Below are 24,554 nucleotides of genomic sequence, written 5' to 3' on the forward strand. Positions count from 1 at the left end.
CCCGTGGGGCCCAGCCGGGCGACCTCGGAGCCGGGGCGCAAGCCGCGTTTTTACGGGACAGGAACGTGGCGCGCCCCTCGTTAGCGTCGGTACCACGCGCCGCGCCGACCACGGCCGCGGCGTATCGACGTCGAAGCGGAGGCGGTCGCGCGTGGAGATCTCCGTGGCCGAGCGGGACACGGTCCGCACCGAGGCCGCGCGCCTGCTGGTGGACGGCGTGCTGCGACCCGCCGCGGGTGGCCGGGAGTACCCGGACGTCGACCCGTCGACCGGTGAGGTGTTCGCGTGGTGCCCCGACGCCGCCGTCGCGGACGCGGACGAAGCGGTGCGGGCGGCGCGGCGGGCCTTCGACGAGTCGACCTGGCGGTGCGACCCGGCGGCGCGCGCGGACCGGCTGCGCCGGTTCCTCGCCGCGCTGGAGGACGACCGCGAGGTCCTGCGGGCGCTGCTCGTGCGGGAGGCGGGCGTGCCGGTCCGGCTCACCCGGTCGGTGCTGCTCGACGCGGTCTTCGCGGAACTCGCGTCGATCTGCGACCTGCTGGACCGCTTCCCGTGGCACGGGCGGCTGCGCGACCAGTCGTTCCACGGGTTCACCAGCGCGCGGGAGGTGCTGGAGGAACCGGTCGGCGTGGTCGCGCTGCTGACCCCGGCCAACTTCCCGGTCACGCTGCTGCTGCGCGACCTGTTCCTGGCGCTCGCCGCGGGGAACGCGGTGGTGGTCAAGCCGTCGCCGCACGTGCCGCTGGTCGCGCTCGAGGTGGCCCGCGTCGCCGCCGCGTCGGCGGACCTCCCGCCGGGCGTGCTCAACGTGGTGACCGGGCGGGACGGCGCGGGCCTCGGCCTGTACCTCGCGGGCCACGCGCTGGTGGACCTCGTCGGCGTCACGGGGTCGACGGCGACCGGGCGCGCGGTGGCGCGGGCCGCGGCGCCGAAGCGGCTCGTGGCACACCTGGGCGGGAACGGCGGGCACGTCGTGCTGGACGACGCCGACCCCGGGGCCGTCGCGGCGGCCGGCGCGCGCGTGTGCTTCCACGCCGGGCAGGCGTGCTCCCTGTTCAAACGGCTGATCGTGCCCCGCGCCCGCCTCGGCGACGCCGTCGAGGCGGTCCGAGCCGCGATGGCGTCCGTGCCCGCGGGCGACCCGCGCGACCCGGGGGTGGCCGTGGGGCCCGTGGTCAGCGCCGAGCTGCGGGACGGGGTCCTGGCCTTCGCGGCCGCCGTGCGCGAGGCGGGCGGCGCCGTCCGGCACGGCGGCCGGGTCCCCGCCGGGTGCCCGTCGGGCTTCTTCGTGGAGCCGACGCTGGTGGCCGGCCTGCCGTGGACCGCGGACCTGCTCCGTCACGAGCTGCCCGGCCCGGTGCTGGCGGTGCTGCCGTACGACTCCGAGGACGAGGCGGTGGCGATCGCCAACGACCCCCCGTACGGCCTGACCGCCGCGGTCAGCGGGTCGCCGGAGCGGGCCGCGGCCGTGGCCCGGCGGCTCCGGGCGGGCGCCGTCACCGTCAACGACGGCCTGCCCCACGGACCGGACAGCCCGCACCAGGGGATGCGCGGCAGCGGCGCGGCGCACGCGGGTGGCGAGGCCGCGTTGCGCGACTATCTCACCACGAAGGTGGTCGGGTTCCCCGGCTGAACCGGGGACCCGCGCTCAGGCCTCGTGCTCCACCAGGACGGCCGACCAGGAACGCGGGCTCGTGGCCAGCAGCACCAGCCGGTCGCCACCCGCCACGGCGCCGTCCGCGACCAGCCCCCGGAGGCCGGCCAGCGCGTCGGCGGCGAAGCAGTGCGCCAGGTCGGCCACCCCGGGCGCGTGCACCGCGTGCCGCGGGAAACCCGCCGCGGAGGCGAGCAGGGAGCGCACCGCGGCGCCGTAGTTGCCCGTCACCAGGTACCGGCAGTCGGCCGGGGTCAGGCCCGCCGCGGCGAGCACCCGCCGGGTCGCGCGGGCGACGCCCGCCACGACGGCCTTCGCCGCACCGAGACCGCCGGCCGCGGCTGCGGCGTTGGCGGTGGAGGCGATGCCGAGGAGGCGGAACGCGGGGCCGAGCGGCGCGGTGCCGACGACGCAGGACGCGGCGCCGTCGCTGAGCACGGTCAGGTCGTGCGGCAGGTAGCGCGTGCTGCCGGCCGCGCGGTCCGCCGTGACCAGCACGACGTTCGAGCACCCCTCGGTGAACAGCAGCCCCCGGGCCACGCGCAGGCCCGGACCGAGGTTGCCGCACCCGCCGCCGCCGGCCGCGACGACCGGTGTGGTCGGGATGCCGACCGCGGCGGCGAGGTCGCCGGCCACCGCCGCCGGTGCGACGCCGGGCTCCGGCGTGTCGCAGCAGTAGACCACCGCGTCCGGCTCCGGCAGTTGCGCGGCGCGCAGCGTCCGGCGCACGCTGGCGGCGGCCATCTCCACCGGCGGCGAGGTCGCCACGCGGCAGTCGCGCAGCCCTTCGCCGGTGAGCAGGTCCAGGTTGGCCTGCACCTCCGCGTCGGCGAGCGTGGACAGCGGCACCGGGTCGCCGAACTCGTGCTCCACGCAGGACAGGTAGACGGCGGGCGCGTCCGGGCCGGCCACGTCAGGTCCCCGCGCCCGCGGCGGCGTCGATCCGCTGGGCCAGCTCGGCCAGCGGTTCGGCGTCGAACAGCAGGGCGACGTCGAACTCCGCGCCCACGGCCTCGGTGACCCGGTGGTAGATCCGGATGGCGTCGACCGACGAGGCGCCCAGCTCGACCAGCGAGCGCTCCACCGTCGCGTCGGGCACGCCCAGGACCTCGCGAACCGCGTCCAGCAGCACCGCGGCCACGTCCCCGCCGGCACCGGCACCGGTCCGCGCGGCCGGCGCGACGAGCCTCGTGAGCCGGTCCTTGCGCACCTTGCCGTTCCCGGTGCGGGGGAACTCGTCGACCTGGACGATCCGGGTGGGCACCTTGTGCGCCGACAGCCGTGCCGCGGCGTGCCGCCGCAGGTCGTCCACCGACACCTGCCCGTCGGCGATGACCGCCACGCCCAGCTCCTCGCCGAGGATGCGGTCGGCGAACGGGAAGGCGGCGGCCTCCCGGACGCCGGGGAAGTCCTCGAACACGTGCTCCACCTCGGGGCACGAGACCTTCCGGCCGCCGATGTGGACGACGTCCTTGGTCCGCGCGGTCAGGTGCAGGCAACCGTCGGTGTCGAGGTAGCCGAGGTCGGCCATCCGGACCCAGCGACCGCGGAAGGTCGCCGCGGTGGCGACCGGATCGGCCAGGTAGGACCGCGGCGGGACGCCCGGCGGCAGCATCAGTTCGACGGTGCCCACGAGCCCGGTCGGCAACGGTGCGCCCTCCTCGTCCACGATCCGCACCGCGCACCCGGGATGCGGCCGGCCGACGGTTCCGGGCTGGTAGCCGTCGTGGTACTCGACGGCGGTCCCCGCCCAGCCGGACTCGGTGCTGGAGTAGTCGACGACGATCGCGGCGTCGGGGAACAGCTCGCGGAGCGTCCGCAGGGCGGGCAGCGGGCTGCGGGCCGATCCGATCGTGATCCGCCGCAGCGGGGAGGACTGTGGGCGCCGTCGCGCCACGAGGTCGCGCATGGCCGCCGCCATGGCGGGCACCATCGCCGTCTCGGTGACCTCGTACCGGTGCACCAGGTCCAGGAACGCCGAGGGGTTGAACTCCGGCATGGCCACGCCGCGCAGGCCGCGCAGCAGCGGCGCCTGCGCCGCCCACTGGCCGACCGGCACCGACAGGGGGAACGAGTGCAGCAGCGTCCCGCCGAACTCGCCGCGCGCGAACCGGGGCAGACGGGTGTCCAGCTCGTGGGTGATGTCCGCGTGCCGCATGGCGACGGCCTTCGGCTCACCGGTCGTGCCGGAGGTGAACACCACCGTGGCGAACCCGTCGGGGTCGGCGGCGGAGGGCGTCGCCGTCGGCACCGGACCCTCCTGCTCCAGGTCCTCCGAGGCGAGGACCGGCGCGCCGAGGCCCGCGAGGCGTCCGGCCGCGGTGCGGGGCGCGACCACCGCGCCAGGCCGGCAGGCCCTCGTCAGGCGGCCGAGGTCCTCGCCGGTCCCGTCGTCGGGCAGCAGGACCGCGACGGCTCCCACCCGGTGCACGGCCACGAGGCACACGGCGAAGTCCGCGATCGCGCGCCGCGGGAACACCAGGGCCACCCTCGTGCCCGGTCCGACGCCCCGCGCGCGCAGCCCGGCCGCCGCGACCAGGGCACGGTGCCGCCACCGGCCGTAGGTGAGCTCGCCGACGCCCGGCACGACGTGCGCGGTCCGCGCCGGGTGGCGGTCGGCCCACCAGTCCAGGAGCCGGTCGATCGTCGTCGGCGGCGCGTCCACCGCGACGTCCGGGGTGGTCTGGGTCACGAATCTTCCTCCGGAGGATGGTGTCGGTGGTCGTCCGCGCGGTCGGCCAGCAGCGCGGAGGCCCGCGCCTCAAGCGCCCGGCGGTCGACCTTGTCGTTGGCGTTGCGCGGGAGGTCTTCCACGTGGACGTAGCGGTCCGGCATCAGCGTTCGCGGCAGGTCCCGGGCCAGGTGCTCGGCGAGGACCGCGTCGGCGCACGGCACGCCCGTGTAGAACGCGACCAGCGTGCGGCCGCCGTCGACGTGCGGTGCGACCACCACGGCGGAGTCGACTTCCGGCCGGTCGCGCAACCGGTGTTCGACCTCGCCCGGTTCGACCCGCCAGCCGCGCACCTGTATCTGGTCGTCCACTCGGCCCAGGAACGCCAGCTCGCCGCGGGCGGTGCGGCCGACCCGGTCACCCGTCCGGTACCACCGGCGGGAGCCCCGATGCAGGAAGCGGCCCTCGTCGTCGGCGGGATCGAGGTACCCGTCGAACACCTGCGGTCCGGCCAAGCACAGCTCGCCGGTCTCCGCGGGGTCGCCGTGCGCGTCCACCACCAGGTGGTCGAGCCCGCGGTGGAGCCGTCCGATCGGGACGACGCCGTTGACGGCCTCCCGCGCCGACCGGGACGACCAGCGGTGCACCGCGCAGGAGATCGTCGCCTCGGTGGGTCCGTACAGGTTCTCCACCACCGAGCCCGGGGCTGCCCGAAGCCAGCGCTCCACGTCGTCCACCACGAGCGGTTCGCCGCAGAACAGGCTCCACCGCAGCGACGGCATGGACGCGGGCCGCAGGCCGCCGAGCCGGGCGGCGAGCCCGATCGTGCTGGGGGTGGAGAACCAGGTGGTGATGCCGCGCCCGCGCACGAACGCGCCGAGGTCGCGGTAGGCGGTGACGGGCACGGGCACCACGGCGCCGCCCGCCTCCCAGGCGGCGAACAGGTCGAACAGCGCCAGGTCGAAGGTCAGGTCGAAGGTCTGGGAGAACACGTCGTGACAGGTGAAGCCGTACCGGTGGCGGACGTGGCGGAAGTAGTGGTCGGCGTTGCCGTGGCGGACCGGCACGCCCTTGGGTCGCCCGGTCGAGCCGGACGTGAACAGCACGTAGGCCACTTCGGACGGGTCGACCGGTGCGGGCCCGATCGGCGTGCGCGACGCGACGGCCTCCGGCCGCACGACCGGCGGTCCGGGCTCCGGCACCCACTTCCCGTTCCGCGCGGGACGGGAACCGACGACCACGTCCACCCCCGCGGCTTCGACCATCCACCTCGTGCGCCGGTCCGGGAAGGCCGGGTTGAGCGGCACCGCGGGCGAGCCGAGGTAGAGCGCGGCGAGCAAACCCGCGTACGTGTCGACGTCCGCGCCGGAGAACACCCCGACCGCGCGTGGGCGACCGCCGACCGCGTCGGCCAGAGCCGCGGCCCACCGGCCGGCGAGGTCGTGCACCTCGAGGTAGGTCCACGACCGGTCGCCGATCCGCAGCGCGACGCGGTCGCCGTGCCGCGCGAGCGACGACAAGAACCTGTCGTGCAGCGAACCCCCCGGACCGCCGCTCACCGCATCCCCCTAGTTCCTGCTGCTGTCCTGCTTGCCCGTGCCACCTGCGGGACACGCCTTCCGTTCCAGCGCAACGAGCTCCGGGCGTTCCGTGCCGACCGCCCCCGACGTCGGACCGTCCCAACGCGATCCGCAGCCCACGATACCCGTGTCGGGCAAAGGGTATTCGACGGCGCACGCCAGGAGGTCGGTCGGATTCCGTTGGTGGGTCGAGGTATCGGAGGTGTCCCTGTTTCCGGTGACATGCCGGGTCCGGTCACGGTGGCTAACATCGGCGGCGCCGTCGGGGGAGGTGGCCCCGTCCTGCGGTCCACCGCGGTTCGGCGCCGCCGCGCCCGCTTCGCCTACAGCCCATGGAGAAACCTGAGCATGCCCATCGCAGCCGCGCGAGTCCTGCACGACCTGCTCGACGCGGCCGAGGCCCGGACACCTGACCGCACAGCCGTCCTCGACCGCGACGTGACGTGGACCTACTCCCGGTTGGCGGGCAGGAGCAGGGCGTGCGCGGCACTGCTGGAGCGGCTCGGCGTCGAGCCGGGCGCGCGGGTGATGGTGTGCCTGGCCAACCGCGCCGTGGTGGCCGCGCTGCTGTTCGGCACTTCCCGCGCGGGCGCGGTTCTCGTACCGGTGGACCCGGGCGTTCCGCCCCACCGGCTCCGCGCGATCGCGGCGGACGCCGAGCCGGCCGTGGTGATCACCGAGCCGGGCGTGGTCGCGGACGTCGGTGGTGTGGTGCTCCCGTTGGACGAGCTGGAACGGATGCTCGGCGACGACGACCCCGGCGCCGGGGACGTGCCCCGGGTCGAGGTCGCGCCGTCGCGGGTCGCCCTGCTGATGTACACGTCCGGCAGCACGTCCTCGCCGAAGGGCGTGGTGTGCCCGCACGACCGCGTGCTGTTCGCCACCCGGGCCATCGCCGACCGGTTGGGCTACCGGGATGACGACCGCGTGTTCGTCCACGTGCCGCTGTCATTCGACTACGGGCTCTACCAGTTGTTCCTGGCGTGCACGGCGTCGGCGTCGGTCTACCTGTCATCGGGCGGGACGGTGGGCGTGCTGCGGGAGCTGGCCGGCAGCGGCAGCACCGTGGTCCCGGTCGTTCCGCCGCTGGCAGAGGTTCTCGGCGCGCTGGCCGAGCGGAAGCCGACCGCCACGCGGGTCAGGCTGTTCACCAACACCGGCGCGACCCTCGGTACCCCGGTGGCGAACCGGCTGCGGGCCAACTTCCCCGGCTCGTCGGTGGTGTTCATGTTCGGGCTGACCGAGTGCAAGCGCGTGTCCATCAGCCAGCCCGACGAGGACCTGGTGCACCCCGGCGTCGTGGGCACGCCGCTGGTCGGCACCACCGTCCACGTCGCGGACGAGCGGGGTCGGGTGCTGCCGCCCGGCCGCGTGGGCGAGATCGTCGTCACCGGACCGCACGTCATGGCCGGCTACCACCGCGACGAGGAGCTGACCGCCACCCGCTTCCCGCGGCTGCCCGACGGCACACCGGTGTTGCGCACCGGCGACCTGGGATGGCTGGACGAGGGCGGCAGGCTCTACTTCCACGGGCGCGACGACGACGTGTTCAAGCGGCGCGGCGTGCGGATGAGCACGACCGAGATCGAGGCCGCCGCCTGCGACGTCCCAGGGGTCCGCGCGGCGGTCGCGGTGCCGGCGGGGGAGGAGCTGTCCCTCGCGGTGACCGGTGACCTCGCCCCGGAGGCCGTGCTGGCGGAGCTCACGCTGCGGCTGGAGCCCGCCAAGCGGCCCGACCGGTGCGTCGTGGTGGACGCGCTGCCCCTGACCGTCAACGGCAAGGTCGACCGCGCGGCCGTCACAGCCCTGCTCACCGAGCGGGCGGTGGTCGAGTCGTGACCCGCACCACCGACGCCGCACCGGGACGCGTGCGCGACCTCGTCGAGCGGTATGGCAGCCCGCTGTACGTCTACGACCTGGCCGACGTGGCGGACGCCGTGGCGGACCTGCGCGAGGTGCTGCCGCCGTCGGCCACCCTCTACTACTCGCTCAAGGCCAACGCGAACCCCTCGGTGCTCCGCGAGCTGCACCGCGCCGGGTGCCGGGCCGAGGTGTGCTCGCCCGGTGAGCTGGCCGCCGCTGCGGCCGCCGGCTTCGACCCGGCCCGGTGCCTCTACACCGGACCGGGCAAGACCCACGACGAGGTCGTGGCGGCGCTGCGGGCCGGCGTCCGGACCTTCTCGGTGGAGTCGCTCGGCGACCTGCGCCGGTTGTCCGAGGCGGCCCGGTCGTGCGGCCGGACACCGGAGTGCCTCGTGCGCGTCAACACCGGCGGTGCGGCCGGCGCGTCCGGGCTGCGCATGGCGGGGCCCTCCCAGTTCGGCTTCGACGTCGACCGGGCCGCGGAGTGGGCCTCCGAGCTCGACGTGCCCGACGTCGTCGTCGCCGGGCTGCACTTCTTCCCGATCAGCGACGCCAAGGACGAACGCGCCCTGCTCGCCGGGTTCCGCCACAGCCTGGAGACCGCCGCCCGGCTGCGCGACGACCACCGCCTGCCGGTCCGGCTGCTGGACCTGGGCGGCGGGTTCGGCGCGCCCTACGCCGAGCAGGGCGCCCGGCCGGACTACCGCGGCCTGCGCGCCGAGCTGACCGCCGCCGCGGCCGAGCACTTCTCCCCGGACGAGGTGGAGCTCGCTTTCGAGTCCGGGCGCCACCTGGTCGGCACCAGCGGGCGGCTGGTCGCGACCGTCACCGACGTCAAGGACGTCCGCGGCACCCGGTACGTGGTCCTCGACTCCGGGATCAACCACCTCGGCGGCATGTCCGGCCTGCGGCGGATGCGGCCGATGGCCGCGCGACCGGTGCTGGAGGGCGCGGCGAACCGCGCCGTCGAGCGGGTCACCGTGGTCGGACCGCTGTGCACCCCGGCGGACGTGCTCGCCCATGACGTGACGCTGCCCGCCGCCCGGCCCGGTGACCTCGTGGTGGTGCCCAACACCGGCGCGTACGGCCTCTCGGCGAGCCTGGTGGGTTTTCTCGGCAGGCCGCTGCCCGCCGAGGTCGCGGTACGCGCCGGCGCGGTGGTCGGCTCCGGGCGCCAGGAGCTCGTGCGCGGCCCGGTCGCGGCGGGCCGCCCGCCGGTCGAACTCGCGGAGCAGGTGGCGCCGGTGCTGCGCAGCGGCGCCGGACCCGTCGACGAGAGCGCCGAGTTCCCCGTGGAGAGCGTGGCGGCGCTGCGGGCCTGCGGCCTGATGGGGCTGCTCGTGCCCGAGGAGTTCGGCGGGTTGGGCGGCGGACTCGCGGACCTGGTGGCGGTGCTGCGCGTCCTCGGCGGCGCGTGTGCGTCGACGGCCCTGGTCTTCGCCATGCACTGCCAGCAGGTCGACGCGGTCGCGCGGTTCGGCGGGGACCGGCTGCGAGCCGAGGTGCTGCCCCGGGTCGCACGCGGCGAGCTGTACCTCGCGTCGGTCACGACCGAGCGAGGGACCGGCGGTGACCTGTTCACCGCCGCCGCGCCGCTGCGGTGGTCAGGTGAGGAGGTCGAGGTGGTGCGCGACGCGCCGGTCGTCACCGGGGGCGCGCACGCGGACGGCTACCTGGTGACCATGCGGGCCGCACCGGAGGCGCCCGGCAGCGACGTGGCGTTGGTGTACGTCGACCGCGCGCAGGCCCGGGTCGACGTGACCGGTGATTGGGACCCGCTCGGCATGCGCGGCACCCAGAGCACGAGCCTGCGGCTGGAGGCCGTGGTGCCCGCCCACCAGGTCGTGGGTCGCGGCCGGTTCCGGGAGGTGGCCCTGGGTTCGTTCACGCCTGTGGGCATGATCGGCTGGTCGGCGTCGTGGCTGGGTGTCGCGCACCAGGCGCTGCGCGAGCTGCTGGGCGCGCTGCGCAGTCCCAACCGACCGTCCACGGTGGATCTGAGCTCCGACCTGCTGCACGAGCGCGTCGCGCGGATCCGGCACGACCTGGAACTGGTGAGCGCCTACCTGCACGGCGTGGTGGAAGAGGTGTCGCGCTGCCGCGAGGGCGACGGCGACGTGTCCTCCCCGGTGGTCCAGCAGCACCTGACGTGCCTGAAGGTCACCACCTCCGAGCTGACCCACCAGGCGGTCGACCGCTGCGTGCAGATCGCCGGTCTTGGCCTCGGCTACCGCCGCAACTCGCCCATTCCGCTGGAACGTCACCTGCGCGACCTGCGCGCGGCGGCCCTGAACTGCTCCAACGACTGGTTGCTGCGCGCCAACGGCGTGCTGACGCTCGCCGACCGTGCCGTCAGCCTCCTGCACTGAGCCGACGACCTGCCGCACCGACCATGAGAGGACCGACCGTGACCGACCACGCGTGGGACGTCGACTTCGAACGCATCGTCCGCCAGGCGCTGACTGCGCTGCCCGCCGGTGAGCCGCTGCGGGGCGACGCCGACCTCGGCGCGCTCGGGCTCGACTCGATCAAGGCCATCCAGTTGCTCTTCGCCTTGGAGGACGCCTACGGCATCGAGGTCCCGGACCGCGTGCTCGAGGCGTCGTTGTTCGCGACACCGAGGAACCTGTGGGAGGTCGTGCGTTCGCTGGGCGCGGGCGGGGACACGCCTGCCGACGAGACCGGGCAGCACGCCGAGGTGTAGTTGAACTGCGCGCACTGCGGAAGCAGGACGTACCAGCTGCGCGGCGTTGTACTACGTCGTCCGACTCGACCCGGACCGGCGCGCAGGTTGGGATCCCAGGTTGGGAGCCCAGGCTCGTGCCGCATCGCGGTGCCATCGTCGTCCTGCGTGCAGCCCCGGCGGCGCCGGCGCGCGGTTCGACCTCACCTGACCTGCGGGTCGCCGCATGACTGACCACATCCCTGGTCGACCGCGGCGTCGATGATCCGCGGATGACCGGTTTGTCCGGTGTCACGTATAGGACACGACGTCAAGGCGGTGGGTTGCGCGTTGCGTCGACGTCGTTCGTGCGGCCCCCGCCGCGTTGGGCGGGGACCACACGTGGGTCACGACGCGACCGCGTGCACGGCGTCGACGATCGACGCGGTCACCGCGTCGGGCCGGGAGACGCTGAGGGCGTGGGACGCACCAGGTACCTCGAGGGTTCCTTTCGCACCGGCGCGGTCGGCCATGAAGCGGTGCAGGGCAACCGGGATGTTGAGGTCTTCGTCGCTGTAGACGAACCAGGACGGGAGCGTCCTCCACGCCGGGGTGCCTGCCGGCAGTCCCGCGGTGAGGGCGATTTCCGTGACCGGGCGTTGGGTCGCGCTCATGAGGGCGGCCTGTGCTCGGGTCACGTCGGCGGCGAACTGGTGGTGGAAGGCGTCCGGGCGGATGGCGAACTCGACGCCGCCGCCGGTGACCGGGTACGCGCTGAGTGCCTGGCCGAGGGTGCTGCCCGGAAACCTGCCCGACAGTTCGAGCGCGGACTCGCCCTGGTCGGGCGCGAACGCGCAGATGTAGACGAGGGCTGCGACGTTGTCGCCTCCCGCGGCGGCCTCGGTGATCACCATGCCGCCGTAGGAGTGGCCTACGAGCACCACGGGACCTCTGATGCCGGCGAGCACGTCGCGGAGGTAGGCGGCGTCGCCCGGCAGGCTGCGCAGCGGGTTGGCGACCGCGACGACGTCGAGGGACCGGTCGTGAAGTCGCTCGATGACCCCGGACCAGCTCGTGGATTCGGCGAAGGCCCCGTGTACGAGGACGACGGTCGGGTTGTGCTTGGTCATGTTGTCCATTTCTCCTCGGGTCAGCCGAGTGCGACGCGGAGGACGTGGATCGCCTGCGAGATCGCGGCGGTGGAGGCGGCGGTCCTGCGCACGGGGTTGAGCATCATGAAGTCGTGCAAGGTGCCGTTGTAGCGGGCGCTGGTGGTGCGCACGCCGGCCTCGGTGAGCTTGCGGCCGTAGGCCTCGCCCTCGTCGCGCAGGACGTCGTTCTCGGCCACGACGACGAAGGCGTCGGGCAGCCCGGCGAGGTCGGCCGTGCTCGCCCGCAGCGGTGACACGGTGATCTCGTCGCGCTTGTCCGCCTCGGGCAGGTAGGCGTCCCAGAACCACGCCATGGCCTTGGCGGTCAGGTGTGGGCCGTCGGCGAACTCGCGGTAGCTGTCGGTGTCCTGGCCGGCGTCGGTGACCGGGTAGTACAGCGACTGGTGCGTGAACCGCACGTCGCCCCGCCGCTTGGCCAGCAGGGTGAGCGCGGCGGTCATGTTGCCGCCGACGGAGTCACCGGCCACCGCCAACCGGGAGGCGTCGAGGCCCTCGTCGGTCCCGTGCTCGGTGATCCACCGCGCGGTGGCGTACGCCTGTTCGATCGCGACCGGGTAGCGGGCCTCGGGTGAGCGGTCGTACTCGACGAACACGACCGCGGCGTCCACCCCGACGGCCAGTTCGCGGACGAGCCGGTCGTGCGTGCCGGCGTCGCCGAGGACCCAGCCGCCGCCGTGGAGGTACAGGATGACCGGCAGCGGCTCACCGTCGGCGCCGGCCGGCTTGACGACGCGCACCCGCACGTCGCCGACCTCCGCTGGGACGGTGATCCACTTCTCCTGCACCGGGGGCTTGTCGACCGGCCCGGCCTGGATCTCGTCGAGCACCTCGCGGGCGCGATCGGGGCCCAGCTCGTACAGGAAGGGTGGTTGGGCGGCGGCCTCCGCGAATGCCTGTGCCGCCGGCTCGAGGGTGTGCTTGGCCATGTCGGCTACCTCCGTGTCGGGTCATTCGGGAAGACAGTGCGGCTCCGGTGATTCGTGACGGGACCGCACGGACGTCTACCGGCCCGTCCTCGGCCCTGGCCGAGGACGTCGTCGGCGAGGAGGCCTTCGAGGTGCGCCACGGCACCGACCTGCGCCGCGTCGAGGAAGGCCTTCAGCAACCGATCGCGGGCCGCCCGGTGAACGGGCTCGTCCCGCGGCCCGGCGAGGCGGGCGCGTGCCCGTCGCCCGAGTTGGCGCGCGTTGGCCTCGCTGATCCCGAGCGTCTCGGCGATGTCGCGGAACGGGTGGTCGAACGCCTCGCGGAGCACGAAGACGGCGCGCTCGGTCGGGGACAACCGCCGGAGCAGGAGCAGGACGGCCCGCTCGAGGTCATCCGACCGTTCGGGCGCCAGTGTCGGGTCCTCGGCGAGGAGGACCTGCCCCGGCAGCCAGCGGTCGACGGGGATCTCGCGGCGAGCGCGGGCCGAACCGGCGACGTTGAGCGCGACCCGCGTGGTGACCGTCACGAGGAACGCGATCCGGTTGCGCACCACAGACCGGTCGGTGCCTTGCCAGCGGAGCCAGACGTCCTGGACGACGTCCTCGGCGTCGGCCGCCCGGCCGAGCATCTGGTAGGCGATCCCGAACAGGCGCGGACGAACGCTCTGGAAGTCCGCCGCTTCCGTGGACGAGGTGTTGATGTCCGTCGAGGGCATGGAGGTCGTCCTCTGCGTCGTGGCCTCAAGGCGGGGTGGGTGGGTGGCACGTCCACCGTCGTCCGGCTCGGGTCCGGGTCGCGCCCTTGGAACGCCCGGGCAAGTCCCTGGGCCGGTGCGACCAGGGACGCGTGCCCGTGGGTCTGCACCCCCCGGGTACCGGGTGCGGACGCACGTCGGCAAGCCGCGCCCGGGGCAGTACCAGGGGGCTTGACCACAGGTCGGCGAGGTGTCGGCACCGGGCCGGTCAGTGGTTGCCGACAGCTCCGGGACCCTCGTCGTGGCGGCTGTGGCGCACACCACCTGAGTGACCGTCCGGGCCACGTCGGGGGAGTGTCATGATGAGGCGGCCCGTGCTGACCGGAGTCGGGCTCCTCAGGCCCGCGTGGTGGTGGTGATGTCGAGCAGCGACCCGCGGCGCAGCCTGCGTGGCAGGCGTGGCGAGTGCGAGGCGCTGGATCGGTTGCTCGGGGACGCCAGGTCAGGTCGGAGTCAGGTGCTGGTCCTGCGCGGCGAGGCGGGGATCGGCAAGTCCGCGTTGGTGGAGTACCTGGTCGGGAACGCGGCGGGCTGCAGGATCGCGCGGGTTGCCGGCGTCGAGTCCGAGATGGAGCTGGCGTTCGCCGGGCTCCACCAGCTGTGCGCGCCGATGATGGGGCATCTCGATCGCATTCCCGGCCCGCAGCGTGACGCGTTGACCGTCGCGTTCGGTCTGAGCACCGGGAGCCCACCGGACCGATTCCTGGTCGGGTTGGCGGTGCTCAGCCTGCTGGCCGAGGTCACCGGGGAACAGCCGCTGGTGTGCGTGGTGGACGACGCTCAGTGGCTTGATCAGGTGTCCGCGCAGACGCTGGCCTTCGTCGCGCGTCGGCTGTTGGCCGAGCGGGTGGCGTTGGTGTTCGCGGTGCGTGGACCGGCGCTCGGTGCGGGCGATGACCCGTTGGTGGGTCTGCCGGAGCTCGTGATCCGCGGTCTGGACGACGGCGACGCGCGTGCGCTCCTGGATTCGGTGGTCCTGGGACGCGTCGACGAGAGCGTCAGGGACCGGATCGTCGCCGAGGCCCGCGGCAACCCGCTGGCTCTGCTGGAGTTGCCGCACGGGATGACGGCGGCAGAGCTGGCCGGTGGGTTCGGCCGGCCTGACGCGCGGCCGTTGGCGAGTCAGATCGAGCAGAGTTTCCTGAGGCGTAGCGGATCGCTGCCGGTTGCGACGCAACGGCTGCTGCTGGCGGCGGCCGCCGAGCCCGTGGGGGACGTGCCGTTGTTGAGGCGCGCGGCCGAGCGGCTCGACATCGGGGTGGACGCGGCGGCGGCGGCCGAGGCGGCGGGGCTGATCGAGTTCGGTGCGCGGGTGCGGTTTCGCCATCCGCTGGTGCGCTCGGCGGCTTATCGCGCGGCGGACCCCGGAGAACGCCGAGAGGTGCACCGCGCGCTGGCCGCGGCGACCGATCCCGAGTCCGACCCGGATCGCCGGGCCTGGCACCGCGCACACGCGGCGGTCGAACCGGACGAGGCAGTGGCGGGCGAGCTGGAGCGCTCAGCCGCCCGGGCCCAGGCCAGGGGCGGTATCGCGGCGGCCGCCGCGTTCCTGCGGCGCGCGACCGGGCTGACGCCCGATCCGGCCAGGCGCGGAGCGAGGGCGGTGGCCGCGGGGCAGGCCGCCTTCGAAGCCGGGGACCCCGATGCGGCGCTCGAACTCCTCGCCGCAGCGGAGTTGGGCCCGTGGACGAGCTCCGGCGCGGGCGGCTGGCCCGGATCCGCGGCCAGATCGTCTTCGCGCGCAGGCGTGGCGGTGAAGCCCTGCCGCTGCTGCTCGACGCGGCCGGTCGACTGGAACTCCTCGACGACGGACAGGCGCGTGAGGCGTACCTGGAAGCCGTCGGAGCCGCGGTCTTCGCCGGACGCGGTGGCGTGCTGGAGGTGGCCGAGGCCGCCCGTGCCGCACCGCGGGGACCTCATCCACCACGGCTGGTGGACGCGATGCTCGATGGCCTGGCGACGCGGTTCGCCGAGGGGTACGTCGAGGGCGCGTCGCTGATGAAGCACGCCCTGCGGGAGTTCCGCCGGGCCGCCGGGGACGACGTCATGCGCTGGCTCTGGCTGGTGTGGCCGGCCGCCGGCGACCTGTGGGACGACGAGACGTGGCACGAACTGGCCACGCACGCGGTCCGGACGGCCCGCGAGACCGGCGCGCTCAACTTCCTGCCCCTGGCCCTCGCCTACCGCGCCGCCGTGCACGTGCACGCCGGGGAGTTCGACCTGGCCGCGGCGTTGATCAAGGAGTCGGACGCGATCACGGCGGCGACCGGCAACTCGCCCCTCGAGTACGCCTCGCTGCTGCTCGTCGCCTGGCGCGGCGAGGACGCCCAGGCGGCGACGTTGATCCAGGACAGGGCCCGATTGGCGACCACCTGGGGCGAAGGACGGGCGATCGGCTCGGGCGACCTCCTGACCGCAGTGCTGCACAACGGCTTCGGTCAGTACCAAGCCGCCCTGGCACGTGCGGAACGGGCATGCGAGCACGAGGACCTGGGTGTCTTCGGTTTCGCCCTCGTGGAGCTGGTCGAGGCCGGCGCCCGCGGCGAGGCCTCCGACGCGGCCGCGGCCGCCCTCCGGAGACTCGAGGAACGAGCCACCGCCGGCGGCACGGAGTGGGCCCTCGGCCTGCTCGCCCGGTCGAGAGCGCTGCTCAGCGACGGCCCCGCCGCCGACCTGCTCTACCGCGAGGCCATCGAGCGCTTGGGTCGCACCCGGATCGCCGTTCACCTCGCGCGCACCCACCTGGTGTACGGCGAGTGGCTTCGTCGCGAGGACCGACGCCTCGACGCGCGTGAGCAACTGCGAACCGCCTACGAGATGCTGCGCCGCTTCGGCGCCAACGCCTTCGCCGAGCGTGCCCGTCGCGAACTCCTGGCCACCGGAGAGCCGGTGCGCCGACTCGCGGTCGAGGCACATGAGGTTCTCACCGCGCAGGAAGCCCAGATCGCCCGCCTCGCCGGTAGTGGCAGGACGAACCCCGAGATCGGCGCCGAGTTGTTCATCAGCCCGCGCACGGTCGAATGGCATCTGCGCAAGGTGTTCACCAAGCTCGGGGTCAACTCGCGCAACGAGCTCCGCGGAGCACTGGCCGACAGCTGAGGGTGTCACAAGTCGGCGCTCGGCTCGGTCCTGGTTGTCGCGCGTGCCCGCCTGGCGGTGGGTCGCGAATCTGTGACAGGAGCCCGAGATGGGAACAGCACGAGAGAGCACCCTGCCGGTCGTCGTGGGTGTCGACGGGTCGTCGTCGGCGCTCGACGCCGTCCGTTGGGCAGCACGCGAAGCCTCGCGCCGTGGGACCGCGGTGCAGTTGATCAGCGCCTTCAGCTGGTTCGACTCAAGGCACATCGGGGACCACGGACTCGGCGGTGCCTACCGCGCGGCGATGGTGAGAAGCACCCGTGACGCTGTCTCGGCCGCCGCCGGTACAGCCGCGAAGACCGCGCCGGGCGTCGAGATCACCGAGCATGTCCTCGACGGCTTCCCGGTGCCGCGGCTGGTTGACGCGTCGCGTCACGCGGGACTGGTCGTCATCGGTGATCGCGGTCTTGGCGGATTCACTTCTCTGCTGGTCGGTTCGGTCGCGATAGGACTGACCTCTCGGGCGGAATGCCCGGTCGTGGTCGTGCGCGGTGAACGATCGTCGGACGCCGGTCCGGTCGTGGTCGGCATCGACGGCTCGCAGATCAGCGAGGCGGCACTGGCGTTCGCCTTCGAGGCGGCGGATACGCGCGAGGTGCCCTTGATCGCGGTGCGCGCCCGGACCGACAGCGTGATCGAGGCCGCCATGGTGCCGCTGGTGGACTGGGACGCGGTCGAGGCCGAGGAGCGTTCGCTGCTCGCCGAGCGGCTGGCGGGGTGGGGCGAGAAGTATCCCGACGTCGTGATGCGGCCCGTGGTAGTGCGTGACCGGCCCGCTCACGCGTTGATCGAGCAGGCGATCGGCACCGCGGCCCAGCTCGTGGTCGTCGGGTCGCGCGGCCGGGGCGGCGCGGCCGGTCTCGTGCTCGGCTCCGCCAGTCACGCGGTGCTGCACCACTCACCGTGCCCGGTCGCCGTCGTCCGGCCCGACCCGAGCCCGCTGGGACTGTGACCTCCGCCAAGTCCCCGAACGTCACCGATCCGGACGCTGTCCGGTCTTTCGGGTAGCGGATCGTTCGCCGCCACCGTCCGAGGAGGGACAACCATGACCGGCATCACCACGATCGAGGAGCTCCGAACGCACCTGCAGTGGGCGATCGAGCTGGAGCACGCCACATTGCCGCCGTACCTCTGCGCCCTGTACTCCCTCGATCCCGAACGGAACGCCGAAGCCGCCGAGGTCGTCGGCACCGTCTTCGCCGAGGAGATGCTGCACCTGCTGCTGGCGGCGAACCTGCTCAACGCCGTCGGTGGCGACCCGGTGCTCGACGCGCCGCAGCTGCTGCCGCCGTACCCCCATCCGCTGCCGCACGGCGACGGGTCCGTGCTGGTCGGGCTCGCCCCGTTCGGTCCGGAGGCGCTGGAGGTGTTCCTGCGCATCGAGCAGCCCGCCCGAGTCGACGCGCCGGCCCAAGCCGACGGCTACGCCACGATCGGCCAGTTCTACGCGGCGATCGAGGACGGCCTGCGCGCCCTGTGCGCCTCGCTCGGCGAAGAGGCCGTGTTCAGCGGCGACCCCGACCGGCAGGTCGCCGACTTCCACCTGCGCCGGGGTGGCGGCAAGGCGATCGGCGTGGTGGACCTCGCGTCGGCGCTCGAAGCGCTCGGCGAGATCGTCGAGCAGGGCGAGGGTGCGGCCCGCACGGAGATCTGGGACGGCGATCGGGACGTGTTCCACCCGGACCGCGAGGAGGTCGCGCACTACTACCGTTTCGTGGAGCTGAAGGAGGGCAGGCGGTTCCGCGCGGGAGACACGCCGCGGTCCGGCCCCACGGGCGAGGCACTGGGCGTGGACCTCGGCGGTGTGTCGCCGATGCGGCCGAACCCGCGCACGGCCGACCACGAGCCTGGCAGCCCCGTCCGGCTCGCGCAGGAGGAGTTCAACGACACCTACTGCGAGCTGCTGCGCGTGCTGGAGGAGGCGTTCACCGGCAACCCGGCGCAGCTCGGGGCCTCCGTCGGGACGATGTACGCGCTGCGCGAGCAGGCGCGTGCGCTGATGCGGATGCCCAGTGGCGACGGACGCACGACAGCGGGCCCGACCTTCGAGTACGTGCCCAAGGAACAGCGGCGTCACCGCACCGCGTGACGTCGAGCGGCTCGACCGGCCGCGCTCACCAGCCCGCCGGGCGGCCGTCGCGATCCGCGTCCGGCCGGTACCCTGCCCGCCGCCGGCAACGCACCCCTCCTGCCGGCGGCGGGCCCGCGCACGCCTCGACAGGCCGGCTACCAGGTCTGCTCGCCCGCGCGAACCACCAACTCGTTGACGGCCACCCGCCGCTCCCGCGTGACGACGTAGGCGATCGCGTCCGCGACGTCCTCCGGACGCAGCGCCTCGGTCCCACCGACGTGCAGGCGGGCCGCGTCCCGGGCGGCCGCACCGAGGTGGCCCACCAGCGCGGCGTCCACGACGCCGGGCCCCACCACACCGGGCTCCACCACACTGACCCGCACGCGTTCGGGAAGCAGTTCCTGGCGGAGCGACTCGGTGAACCCGATGAGGCCGAACTTGGTCAGGTGGTAGACGCTGCCGCCCGGCCGGGCCACCCGCCCGGCCGTCGAGCTGATGTTCACCAGATCCGCCACCTGCCGTGACGACGTCGCGGCGGCGTCGATCAGGTACGGGATGGCGACGTGCGTGACGTGCAGGAGCGCCGACACGTTGAGCGAGATCATCCGGTCCCACTCCTCGACCGGCGTGTGCAGCGCCGAATCGAGCCGCACGATGCCGGCGTTGTTGACCAGGACGTCCAGGCGTCCGAGCCGGTCGTGCGCCTCCTCCACCGCTCGGCAGGCGAGCGCCGGCTCGGTGATGTCGGCCGCCACCGCGATGGCGTGGCCTCCCAGGGCGGTGATGTCGTCCACGACCTGCTCCGGTCGGTCACGGTGGCGCGCGACCAGGGCGACCGCCGCACCCTCGCGGGCGAGGCGGTGCGCGGTCGCGGCGCCGATACCGCTGCCGGCGCCCGTGACGAGCGCGACGGCTCCGTCCAGCGGCTGATCGGACATGACTGCCTCACTTCCCTGGGGTCGAGGACGGCGCAGGATGCCGACGTGTCAAGGCTCGCGCGTCGGGCTGCCGAGTGGCACCAGGGAATGTCCCTGGTCCACGGGGACCAGGGACGGGTCACGGGTTCAGGCGTTGCGCGGCAGGACCTCGCGGAGCTGCCGCCGGGAGGAGATCGAGAGCTTGGTGAAGACCTTGCGCAGGTGCCACTCGACCGTCCGCGGGCTGAGGAAGAGCCGCGCGCCCACCTCCGGGTTGGACAGGCCTTCCCGGACGAGCAACGCGATCTGCCTCTCCTGCGGCGTCAGCTCGTCGCTCGCCGACGCTTCGACGGTGCGCTTCTGGACCTTCTCCCCGCAGGCGAGCAGCTCGCGACGGGCGCGCTCGGCGAACGCCGCCATGCCGATCGAGACGAACATGTCGTACGCGGTGCGCAACTGGTGGCGTGCGTCGACGCGCCGTGACTGCCGGCGCAGCCACTCGCCGTACAGCAGGTGAGCACGTGCCAGGTCCGGGCGCAACAACGTCCGGGCCAACCGCTCGATCGCGTCGCGGGACAGGTCGTCCGCCGCGATCCCGTCGCTCAGCAGCGCCCGGCACCGGGCCAGGATCCCCTGCGCCCAATCCGTGTCGCACGCCTCCGCCTCGTCCGCCAGGCGTTCGAGCCCGTCGTGAGCGGTCTTGTCCTCTCCCACGCGCACCGCGGCCTCGATGAGCTCGGGCAGCACCCACACCGAGACGATCAGCTGGGCGATCCGGGTGCCGGCCCGGGCCGCCGACAGCGCTTCTTCGTACCGCGCGAGCCCGTTGTAGAGGACCGCGGCCGCCCAGTTGGCGGTCGTGACGCCGGTCAGCTGGCCGTCCGCGCCGGTCCGCTCGATCGTGGCGGTGATCACCGCCGACGCCTCGGCTTCCTTGCCCTGCATCGCGGTCAGGATGAGCGTGGTGTACGGCGCGAGCGGGACACCCGTGGCGGCGGCGACCGCGTCGGCTTCGGAGACGATCCCGGCCGCGGAGGCGAAGTCGCCGATCAACGAGGTCGCCGCACCCAACGAGGCGAGGTAGAGGGGGAGCTCGGTCAGGATCCCGGCCGTTCGCACCAGCTCAGCAGCCCTGGCGTACGTCTCGTACATGACCTGCTCGTCCCAGACGGCCGGGCTCACGCCACAGGCCGCCCAGCCCCACTTCAGCAGGTCCGGAACAGGGAGGTCCACGAGCGCGGTCATCGCCCGGCGCAGCGCGGTGACCGCGGCGCCACCGCCTTCGGTGACGAGCAGCGCACAGCCCGCGAGCACCAGGTCGATGGGGCGCGGACCACCCTCGTGCGGAGGCAGTCTCCCGATCGCCCGGGAGACCGCCACGAGGCTCTCGCCGTCCGCAGAACCCCACGCCGCGGCACCCCAGGCGAGCAGGTAGGTCTCCCGCGCGAGATCGGAGTCGAAAGGCTCCAGCCGCCGCGCCGCCGCGAGCAGCATGGGCGGCGCCTCGTGGTTGAACCCGGCAGCGAACGCGATGCGGCCCCGCACCAGGTGGGCTCGCACGCGGAGGAACTCGCTCCGCGCGTCGAGCTCCGCGATGTCGACGAGCCCCCGTGCGGCCGCGAGGTCACCCGCCCGGACGCTGGCGTCCGCCGCCGCCACGGCACGTTCGGCGCGCCGCGAGGTGTCGGTGGTCAGCGCCACGGACCGTTGCAGGTAGGCGGCTGCGGCGGCCAGCCCACCACGTGCCTGCGCACGGTCGGCGGACCGCTCGAGCTCCGCGGCGACGGTCTCGTCCGGTCCGGCGGCGGCGGACGCCAGGTGCCAGGCACGGCGGTCCGGGTCGACCCGCGGGTCGGTGACCTCCGCCAACGCCAGGTGCACCGCGCGGCGGTCCTCCTCGTTGGCCGACCGGTACACGGCCGACCGCACGAGCGGGTGGCGGAAGACCACGCGCACGTCGAACGACAGCAGGCCGTCCGTCCCGGCGTCGAGGGCCGTCGCGGGCGTGACGCCGAGGCGTTCGGCGGCGCGTCGCACCAGGGTGGGATCGCCGACCGGCTCGGCGGCGGCGACCAGCAGGAGCAGCCGGCTCTGCCCGGACAACCCCTCGATGCGCGCCAGGAAGCTCTGCTCGATCCGGCTCGGCAGCGCGTCGGCGTGCAGCAGGCCGAGCCCGCCCGCCAGCTGCGTGACGGTCAGCGCGCGCGGCAGCTCCAGCAGGGCGAGCGGGTTGCCCCTGGCCTCGGCCACGATCCGATCGCGGATGTGCTGGTCCAGCCCGGTGGGGGTGGCCGAGTTCAGCAGGGCGTGCGCATCGGCGTTGCGCAGCCCGGTGACCTCCAACTCCGGCAGTCCGAGGAGGTCCTGACCCCGGACGCGAGTCGCGAGGACGAGGGCGACCGACTCCGCCAGCAGCCGGCGGGCCACGAAGCCGAGGACCTGCGCCGAGGCCCGGTCCATCCACTGCGTGTCGTCGACCAGGCACAGCACGGGACTCTCCTCGGAGGCGTCCGACAGCAGGCTCAGCACCGCCAGCCCGACCAGGAAGCGTTCCGGCGGGGTGCCCGCCCGCATCCCGAACACCGTTTCGAGGGCGTCGCGCTGGAGTGCGGGGAGGTTCTTCAGCCGATCGAGCAGCGGCGCGCACAACTGGTGCAAGGTGGCGAACGCCAACTCCATCTCGGACTCGACACCGGCCGCCCGCAGCGCCCGCATGCCCGTCGCCGAGCTCTCCACGTGCTCGAGCAGAGCCGACTTCCCGACCCCGGGCGCGCCGTGCACCACGAGCACGCGGCTCTCACCCGTGCGGACGGCCGCCACGGTCTGATCGAGGAGAGCGCATTCCGATTCCCGCCCGACCAGTCCGACATGCCCTCGAAAAGCCACTGTGCCTCGCTGCGGTAGACCTGATCCGGTCGGACAGGATTCACGACCGGAGTCATCCTGGTCCGAAACGTCTCCGATGGAAAGTCCGATCGGGGTCGAACGGGGACCTTGTCACAGCAGGGCCGGCAGTTGGATCACCACGATCCCCGGAGGTGGATCCACACCGGACAACTCGGACGTCATCCAGACCCCGCCCCAGCCTGGTGACCGTCTCGGGCCCGACGCCGAGCAGGCGGCCACGGAGGGGGTCCCCGGCGACGCTGCCGGGGGCCTCACCTGTGCGACGGCGCATCAGCGGTTCATTCGACGAGCTTGCCGACAGTGGACACCTCACGCATGAGAGAGGCGATCTCGTCCGCGATCGGTGGCAGCCCTTCGCGTTCGACCTGCCCCGGCCCCGACCAGACCAGGTTCACCCGGAGCGACTCGTCGAGTTCCGGGTGGTCGGAACGGTTGTGGCAGCCGCGCGTCTCACGACGTTCGAGTGCCGAGTCGAGAGTGGCGCGTGCGGCCACGACCGCGGCCTTGAGGTCGAACGCGTGCGCGAGGTCCTGGAAACCGGCGAGGTCGGGATGCACGCCCACTTCTGTCATGCGGTGTTCGAGGTCGTCGAGTTCGGCCAGTCCTTTCCGCAAGCCGGTCTCGTCACGCACCACGCCGGCGTGTTCGGTCATGGTGTTCCGCAACGTGCGCTGTAGCGCGCGCACGTTCTCCGAACCGTCGGCGGCCAGCAGGTCGTCGACCTCGGCACTCGCCTCCGCCGTTGCCGACGACGACCGCCGCTGCGCTCCCAGTCCGCGTGAGTAGCGCGCGGCGGCCTCGCCGACGATGCGACCGTAGACCAGCAGCTCGATCAACGAGTTTCCACCCAGCCGGTTCGCGCCGTGCAGGCCGCTCGCCGCCTCGCCGACGGCGTACAGGCCGTCGACACCGGTGCTGTGGTCCTCCGACCGCACCCAGACGCCGCCCATCGAGTAGTGCGCTGTGGGCGCGATCTCGATCGGTTCCCGGGTGATGTCGAGCATCTGGAGTTCGAGCAGGGTCTGGTAGACCCGGGGGAGCCGGCGCATGATCGTTTCCCTGGGCAGGTGCGAGACGTCGAGCCACACGCCACCGGCGGGCGTGCCCCGCCCTTCTTTGATCTCGGTGTACGCCGCCAGCGCCACCCGGTCGCGGGTGGACAGCTCCATCCGTTCGGGGTCGTACCGGGACATGAACCGTTCGCCCAACGCGTTGTGCAGCACCCCGCCTTCTCCGCGTGCCGCCTCGGACACGAGCGTGCCCGCCGCGTTCTCCGGCGTGATGAGACCCGACGGGTGGAACTGGACGAGTTCGGCGTCCCGGATGCGGCCACCGGCCAGCACCGCGAGCCGGAAGGAGTCGCCGGTGTTCTCGTCCCGTCGGGACGACGTGCGGCGCCAGATGCGAGTGTGCCCACCTGCCGCGAGGATCACCGAGTCGGCGTGGATCACGTACCGCTTGCCGTCTTCGAGGTCGAATCCGTAAGCACCGAAGACGACGTTGTCGCGCACCAGGATCCTCGTGATGTAGACCGTGTCCAGGATCGGGATGTCGAGCTGTGCCGCCCGGTTGACCAGTGTGCGTTGGATCTCCAGTCCGGTGTAGTCGCCGGCGAACGCGGTGCGGCGGTGGGTGTGGGCGCCGAAGAACCGCTGCGAGATCTTCCCGTCGGCCTCGCGTGCGAAGGGCATCCCGTAGCGTTCGAGGTCTCCGATGCCCCGGGCGGCGTTCTCGGTCACGATCCGCACGGTCTCGGGATCAGCCAGCAGGTAGCTCTCCCTGAGCGTGTCCGCCGCGTGCTGCTGCCACGAGTCTTCCGGGTCCATCGTGGCCAGCGCCGCGTTGATGCCACCGGCGGCGAGCGTGGTGTGCGCGTCCGATTTGGGTCGTTTGCCAACCGCGAGCACGTCGACACCACGCTCCGCGAGTTCGATGGCGGCGCGCAGGCCCGCGCCGCCCGTGCCGATGACGAGGACGGATGTCGCGATCTGGTGGTCGGTGTGGTTCACGGGTCGCCTACTTCGCCGGAGGCGGGTTCAGCGGCAGCCACTCCTCGAACCGGGTGGTGGACAGCCGCGCGTCGGGTCCGGGCAGCAGGGTGTCCTGCTCCAGCAGGGCGCCGAAGTACGGTGCGTCCGGGTCGGTCACCACCTCGCGGGGGTCGCCCCGGAAGGCGAGGCCCTTGCGGATCAGCTCGTCGAGGCCGAACCGCTCGGGGCCCGCGACCTCGATCATCCC

At 73.5% G+C, this 24,554-nt stretch carries 17 protein-coding genes and 2 pseudogenes; 9 read left to right on the plus strand and 10 right to left on the minus strand.

All coding sequences use genetic code 11. The features are described from left to right. Positions 1-151: 151 nt before the first annotated feature. Positions 152-1,633 carry an aldehyde dehydrogenase family protein gene (locus AB0H12_RS30780; RefSeq protein WP_499627666.1) on the plus strand — a complete coding sequence of 494 codons (1,482 nt, stop codon included), beginning with the start codon at positions 152-154 and terminating at the stop codon, positions 1,631-1,633. A gap of 15 nt (positions 1,634-1,648) precedes the next feature. On the opposite strand, the gene AB0H12_RS30785 is transcribed toward AB0H12_RS30780, so the two are convergent. The 3 genes from AB0H12_RS30785 to AB0H12_RS30795 are packed head-to-tail and all read right to left on the minus strand — an operon-like array spanning position 1,649 to position 5,884. Continuing rightward, positions 1,649-2,566, minus strand: a complete 918-nt coding sequence (locus tag AB0H12_RS30785; protein WP_499627668.1) for a hypothetical protein — start codon at positions 2,564-2,566, stop codon at positions 1,649-1,651. Position 2,567: 1 nt separating this feature from the next. Continuing rightward, positions 2,568-4,346: an AMP-binding protein gene (locus tag AB0H12_RS30790; RefSeq protein ID WP_499627670.1), complete on the minus strand. Its 1,779-nt coding sequence runs from the start codon at positions 4,344-4,346 to the stop codon at positions 2,568-2,570. Next, complete coding sequence (locus AB0H12_RS30795) at positions 4,343-5,884, minus strand: AMP-binding protein (protein ID WP_499627671.1); 1,542 nt, start codon at positions 5,882-5,884, stop codon at positions 4,343-4,345. The genes AB0H12_RS30790 and AB0H12_RS30795 overlap by 4 nt, the downstream gene beginning before the upstream one ends. A gap of 369 nt (positions 5,885-6,253) precedes the next feature. Here AB0H12_RS30795 and AB0H12_RS30800 point away from each other — a divergent pair, with 369 nt between their 5' ends. From AB0H12_RS30800 to AB0H12_RS30810, 3 genes are read left to right on the plus strand one after another with little or no spacing between them, the layout of a single operon-like run. Next, complete coding sequence (locus AB0H12_RS30800; protein ID WP_499627673.1) at positions 6,254-7,744, plus strand: class I adenylate-forming enzyme family protein; 1,491 nt, start codon at positions 6,254-6,256, stop codon at positions 7,742-7,744. Beyond that, on the plus strand, positions 7,741-10,137 hold the full coding sequence (locus tag AB0H12_RS30805) for an acyl-CoA dehydrogenase family protein (RefSeq protein ID WP_499627675.1): 2,397 nt from the start codon (positions 7,741-7,743) through the stop codon (positions 10,135-10,137). The genes AB0H12_RS30800 and AB0H12_RS30805 overlap by 4 nt, the downstream gene beginning before the upstream one ends. A gap of 38 nt (positions 10,138-10,175) precedes the next feature. After that, complete coding sequence (locus tag AB0H12_RS30810) at positions 10,176-10,472, plus strand: phosphopantetheine-binding protein (protein WP_499627677.1); 297 nt, start codon at positions 10,176-10,178, stop codon at positions 10,470-10,472. Positions 10,473-10,837: 365 nt separating this feature from the next. Here the strand turns inward: AB0H12_RS30810 and AB0H12_RS30815 are convergent, their stop codons facing one another. Genes AB0H12_RS30815 through AB0H12_RS30825 form a run of 3 tightly spaced genes read right to left on the minus strand, consistent with a single transcriptional unit; the run spans position 10,838 to position 13,244 of the window. Next, positions 10,838-11,560, minus strand: coding sequence for an alpha/beta fold hydrolase (locus AB0H12_RS30815; RefSeq protein ID WP_499627679.1), 723 nt, complete (start codon positions 11,558-11,560; stop codon positions 10,838-10,840). 20 nt (positions 11,561-11,580) lie between these two features. Next, positions 11,581-12,528: an alpha/beta hydrolase gene (locus AB0H12_RS30820; RefSeq protein ID WP_499627681.1), complete on the minus strand. Its 948-nt coding sequence runs from the start codon at positions 12,526-12,528 to the stop codon at positions 11,581-11,583. 5 nt (positions 12,529-12,533) lie between these two features. After that, on the minus strand, positions 12,534-13,244 hold the full coding sequence (locus tag AB0H12_RS30825; RefSeq protein ID WP_499627683.1) for a sigma-70 family RNA polymerase sigma factor: 711 nt from the start codon (positions 13,242-13,244) through the stop codon (positions 12,534-12,536). Positions 13,245-13,641: 397 nt separating this feature from the next. Here AB0H12_RS30825 and AB0H12_RS30830 point away from each other — a divergent pair, with 397 nt between their 5' ends. From AB0H12_RS30830 to AB0H12_RS30850, 5 genes and pseudogenes are all read left to right on the plus strand, one after another. Next, the gene (locus AB0H12_RS30830; RefSeq protein ID WP_499627685.1) at positions 13,642-15,282 is read left to right on the plus strand and encodes an ATP-binding protein; all 1,641 of its coding nucleotides are present in this window, start codon (positions 13,642-13,644) and stop codon (positions 15,280-15,282) included. After that, on the plus strand, positions 15,225-16,382 hold the full coding sequence (locus tag AB0H12_RS30835; RefSeq protein WP_499627687.1) for a LuxR C-terminal-related transcriptional regulator: 1,158 nt from the start codon (positions 15,225-15,227) through the stop codon (positions 16,380-16,382). Before AB0H12_RS30830 ends, AB0H12_RS30835 begins: the two co-directional genes overlap by 58 nt. An 88-nt stretch (positions 16,383-16,470) precedes the next feature. After that, a pseudogene (locus tag AB0H12_RS30840) lies at positions 16,471-16,899 on the plus strand (universal stress protein); the annotation flags it as partial. 6 nt (positions 16,900-16,905) lie between these two features. Then, positions 16,906-17,373, plus strand: coding sequence for a universal stress protein (locus tag AB0H12_RS30845; protein ID WP_499627698.1), 468 nt, complete (start codon positions 16,906-16,908; stop codon positions 17,371-17,373). Between the two features lie 93 nt (positions 17,374-17,466). Then, the gene (locus AB0H12_RS30850; protein WP_499627689.1) at positions 17,467-18,510 is read left to right on the plus strand and encodes a ferritin-like domain-containing protein; all 1,044 of its coding nucleotides are present in this window, start codon (positions 17,467-17,469) and stop codon (positions 18,508-18,510) included. Between the two features lie 137 nt (positions 18,511-18,647). Here AB0H12_RS30850 and AB0H12_RS30855 read toward each other — a convergent pair whose 3' ends face one another. The 4 genes and pseudogenes from AB0H12_RS30855 to AB0H12_RS30870 all read right to left on the minus strand — a co-directional run. Next, entirely contained in the window at positions 18,648-19,430 is a 783-nt protein-coding gene (locus AB0H12_RS30855; protein ID WP_499627691.1) for an SDR family oxidoreductase, read from the minus strand. A 126-nt stretch (positions 19,431-19,556) separates the two neighbouring features. Further along, complete coding sequence (locus tag AB0H12_RS30860; RefSeq protein WP_499627692.1) at positions 19,557-22,295, minus strand: ATP-binding protein; 2,739 nt, start codon at positions 22,293-22,295, stop codon at positions 19,557-19,559. A gap of 299 nt (positions 22,296-22,594) precedes the next feature. Beyond that, entirely contained in the window at positions 22,595-24,325 is a 1,731-nt protein-coding gene (locus AB0H12_RS30865) for an FAD-dependent oxidoreductase (protein WP_499627694.1), read from the minus strand. A gap of 7 nt (positions 24,326-24,332) precedes the next feature. Beyond that, positions 24,333-24,554 (minus strand): annotated as a pseudogene (locus AB0H12_RS30870) (NmrA family transcriptional regulator); the annotation flags it as partial.

The sequence above is a fragment of the Actinosynnema sp. NPDC023794 genome (assembly GCF_040639675.1).
Classification (GTDB): domain Bacteria; phylum Actinomycetota; class Actinomycetes; order Mycobacteriales; family Pseudonocardiaceae; genus Actinosynnema; species Actinosynnema luteola.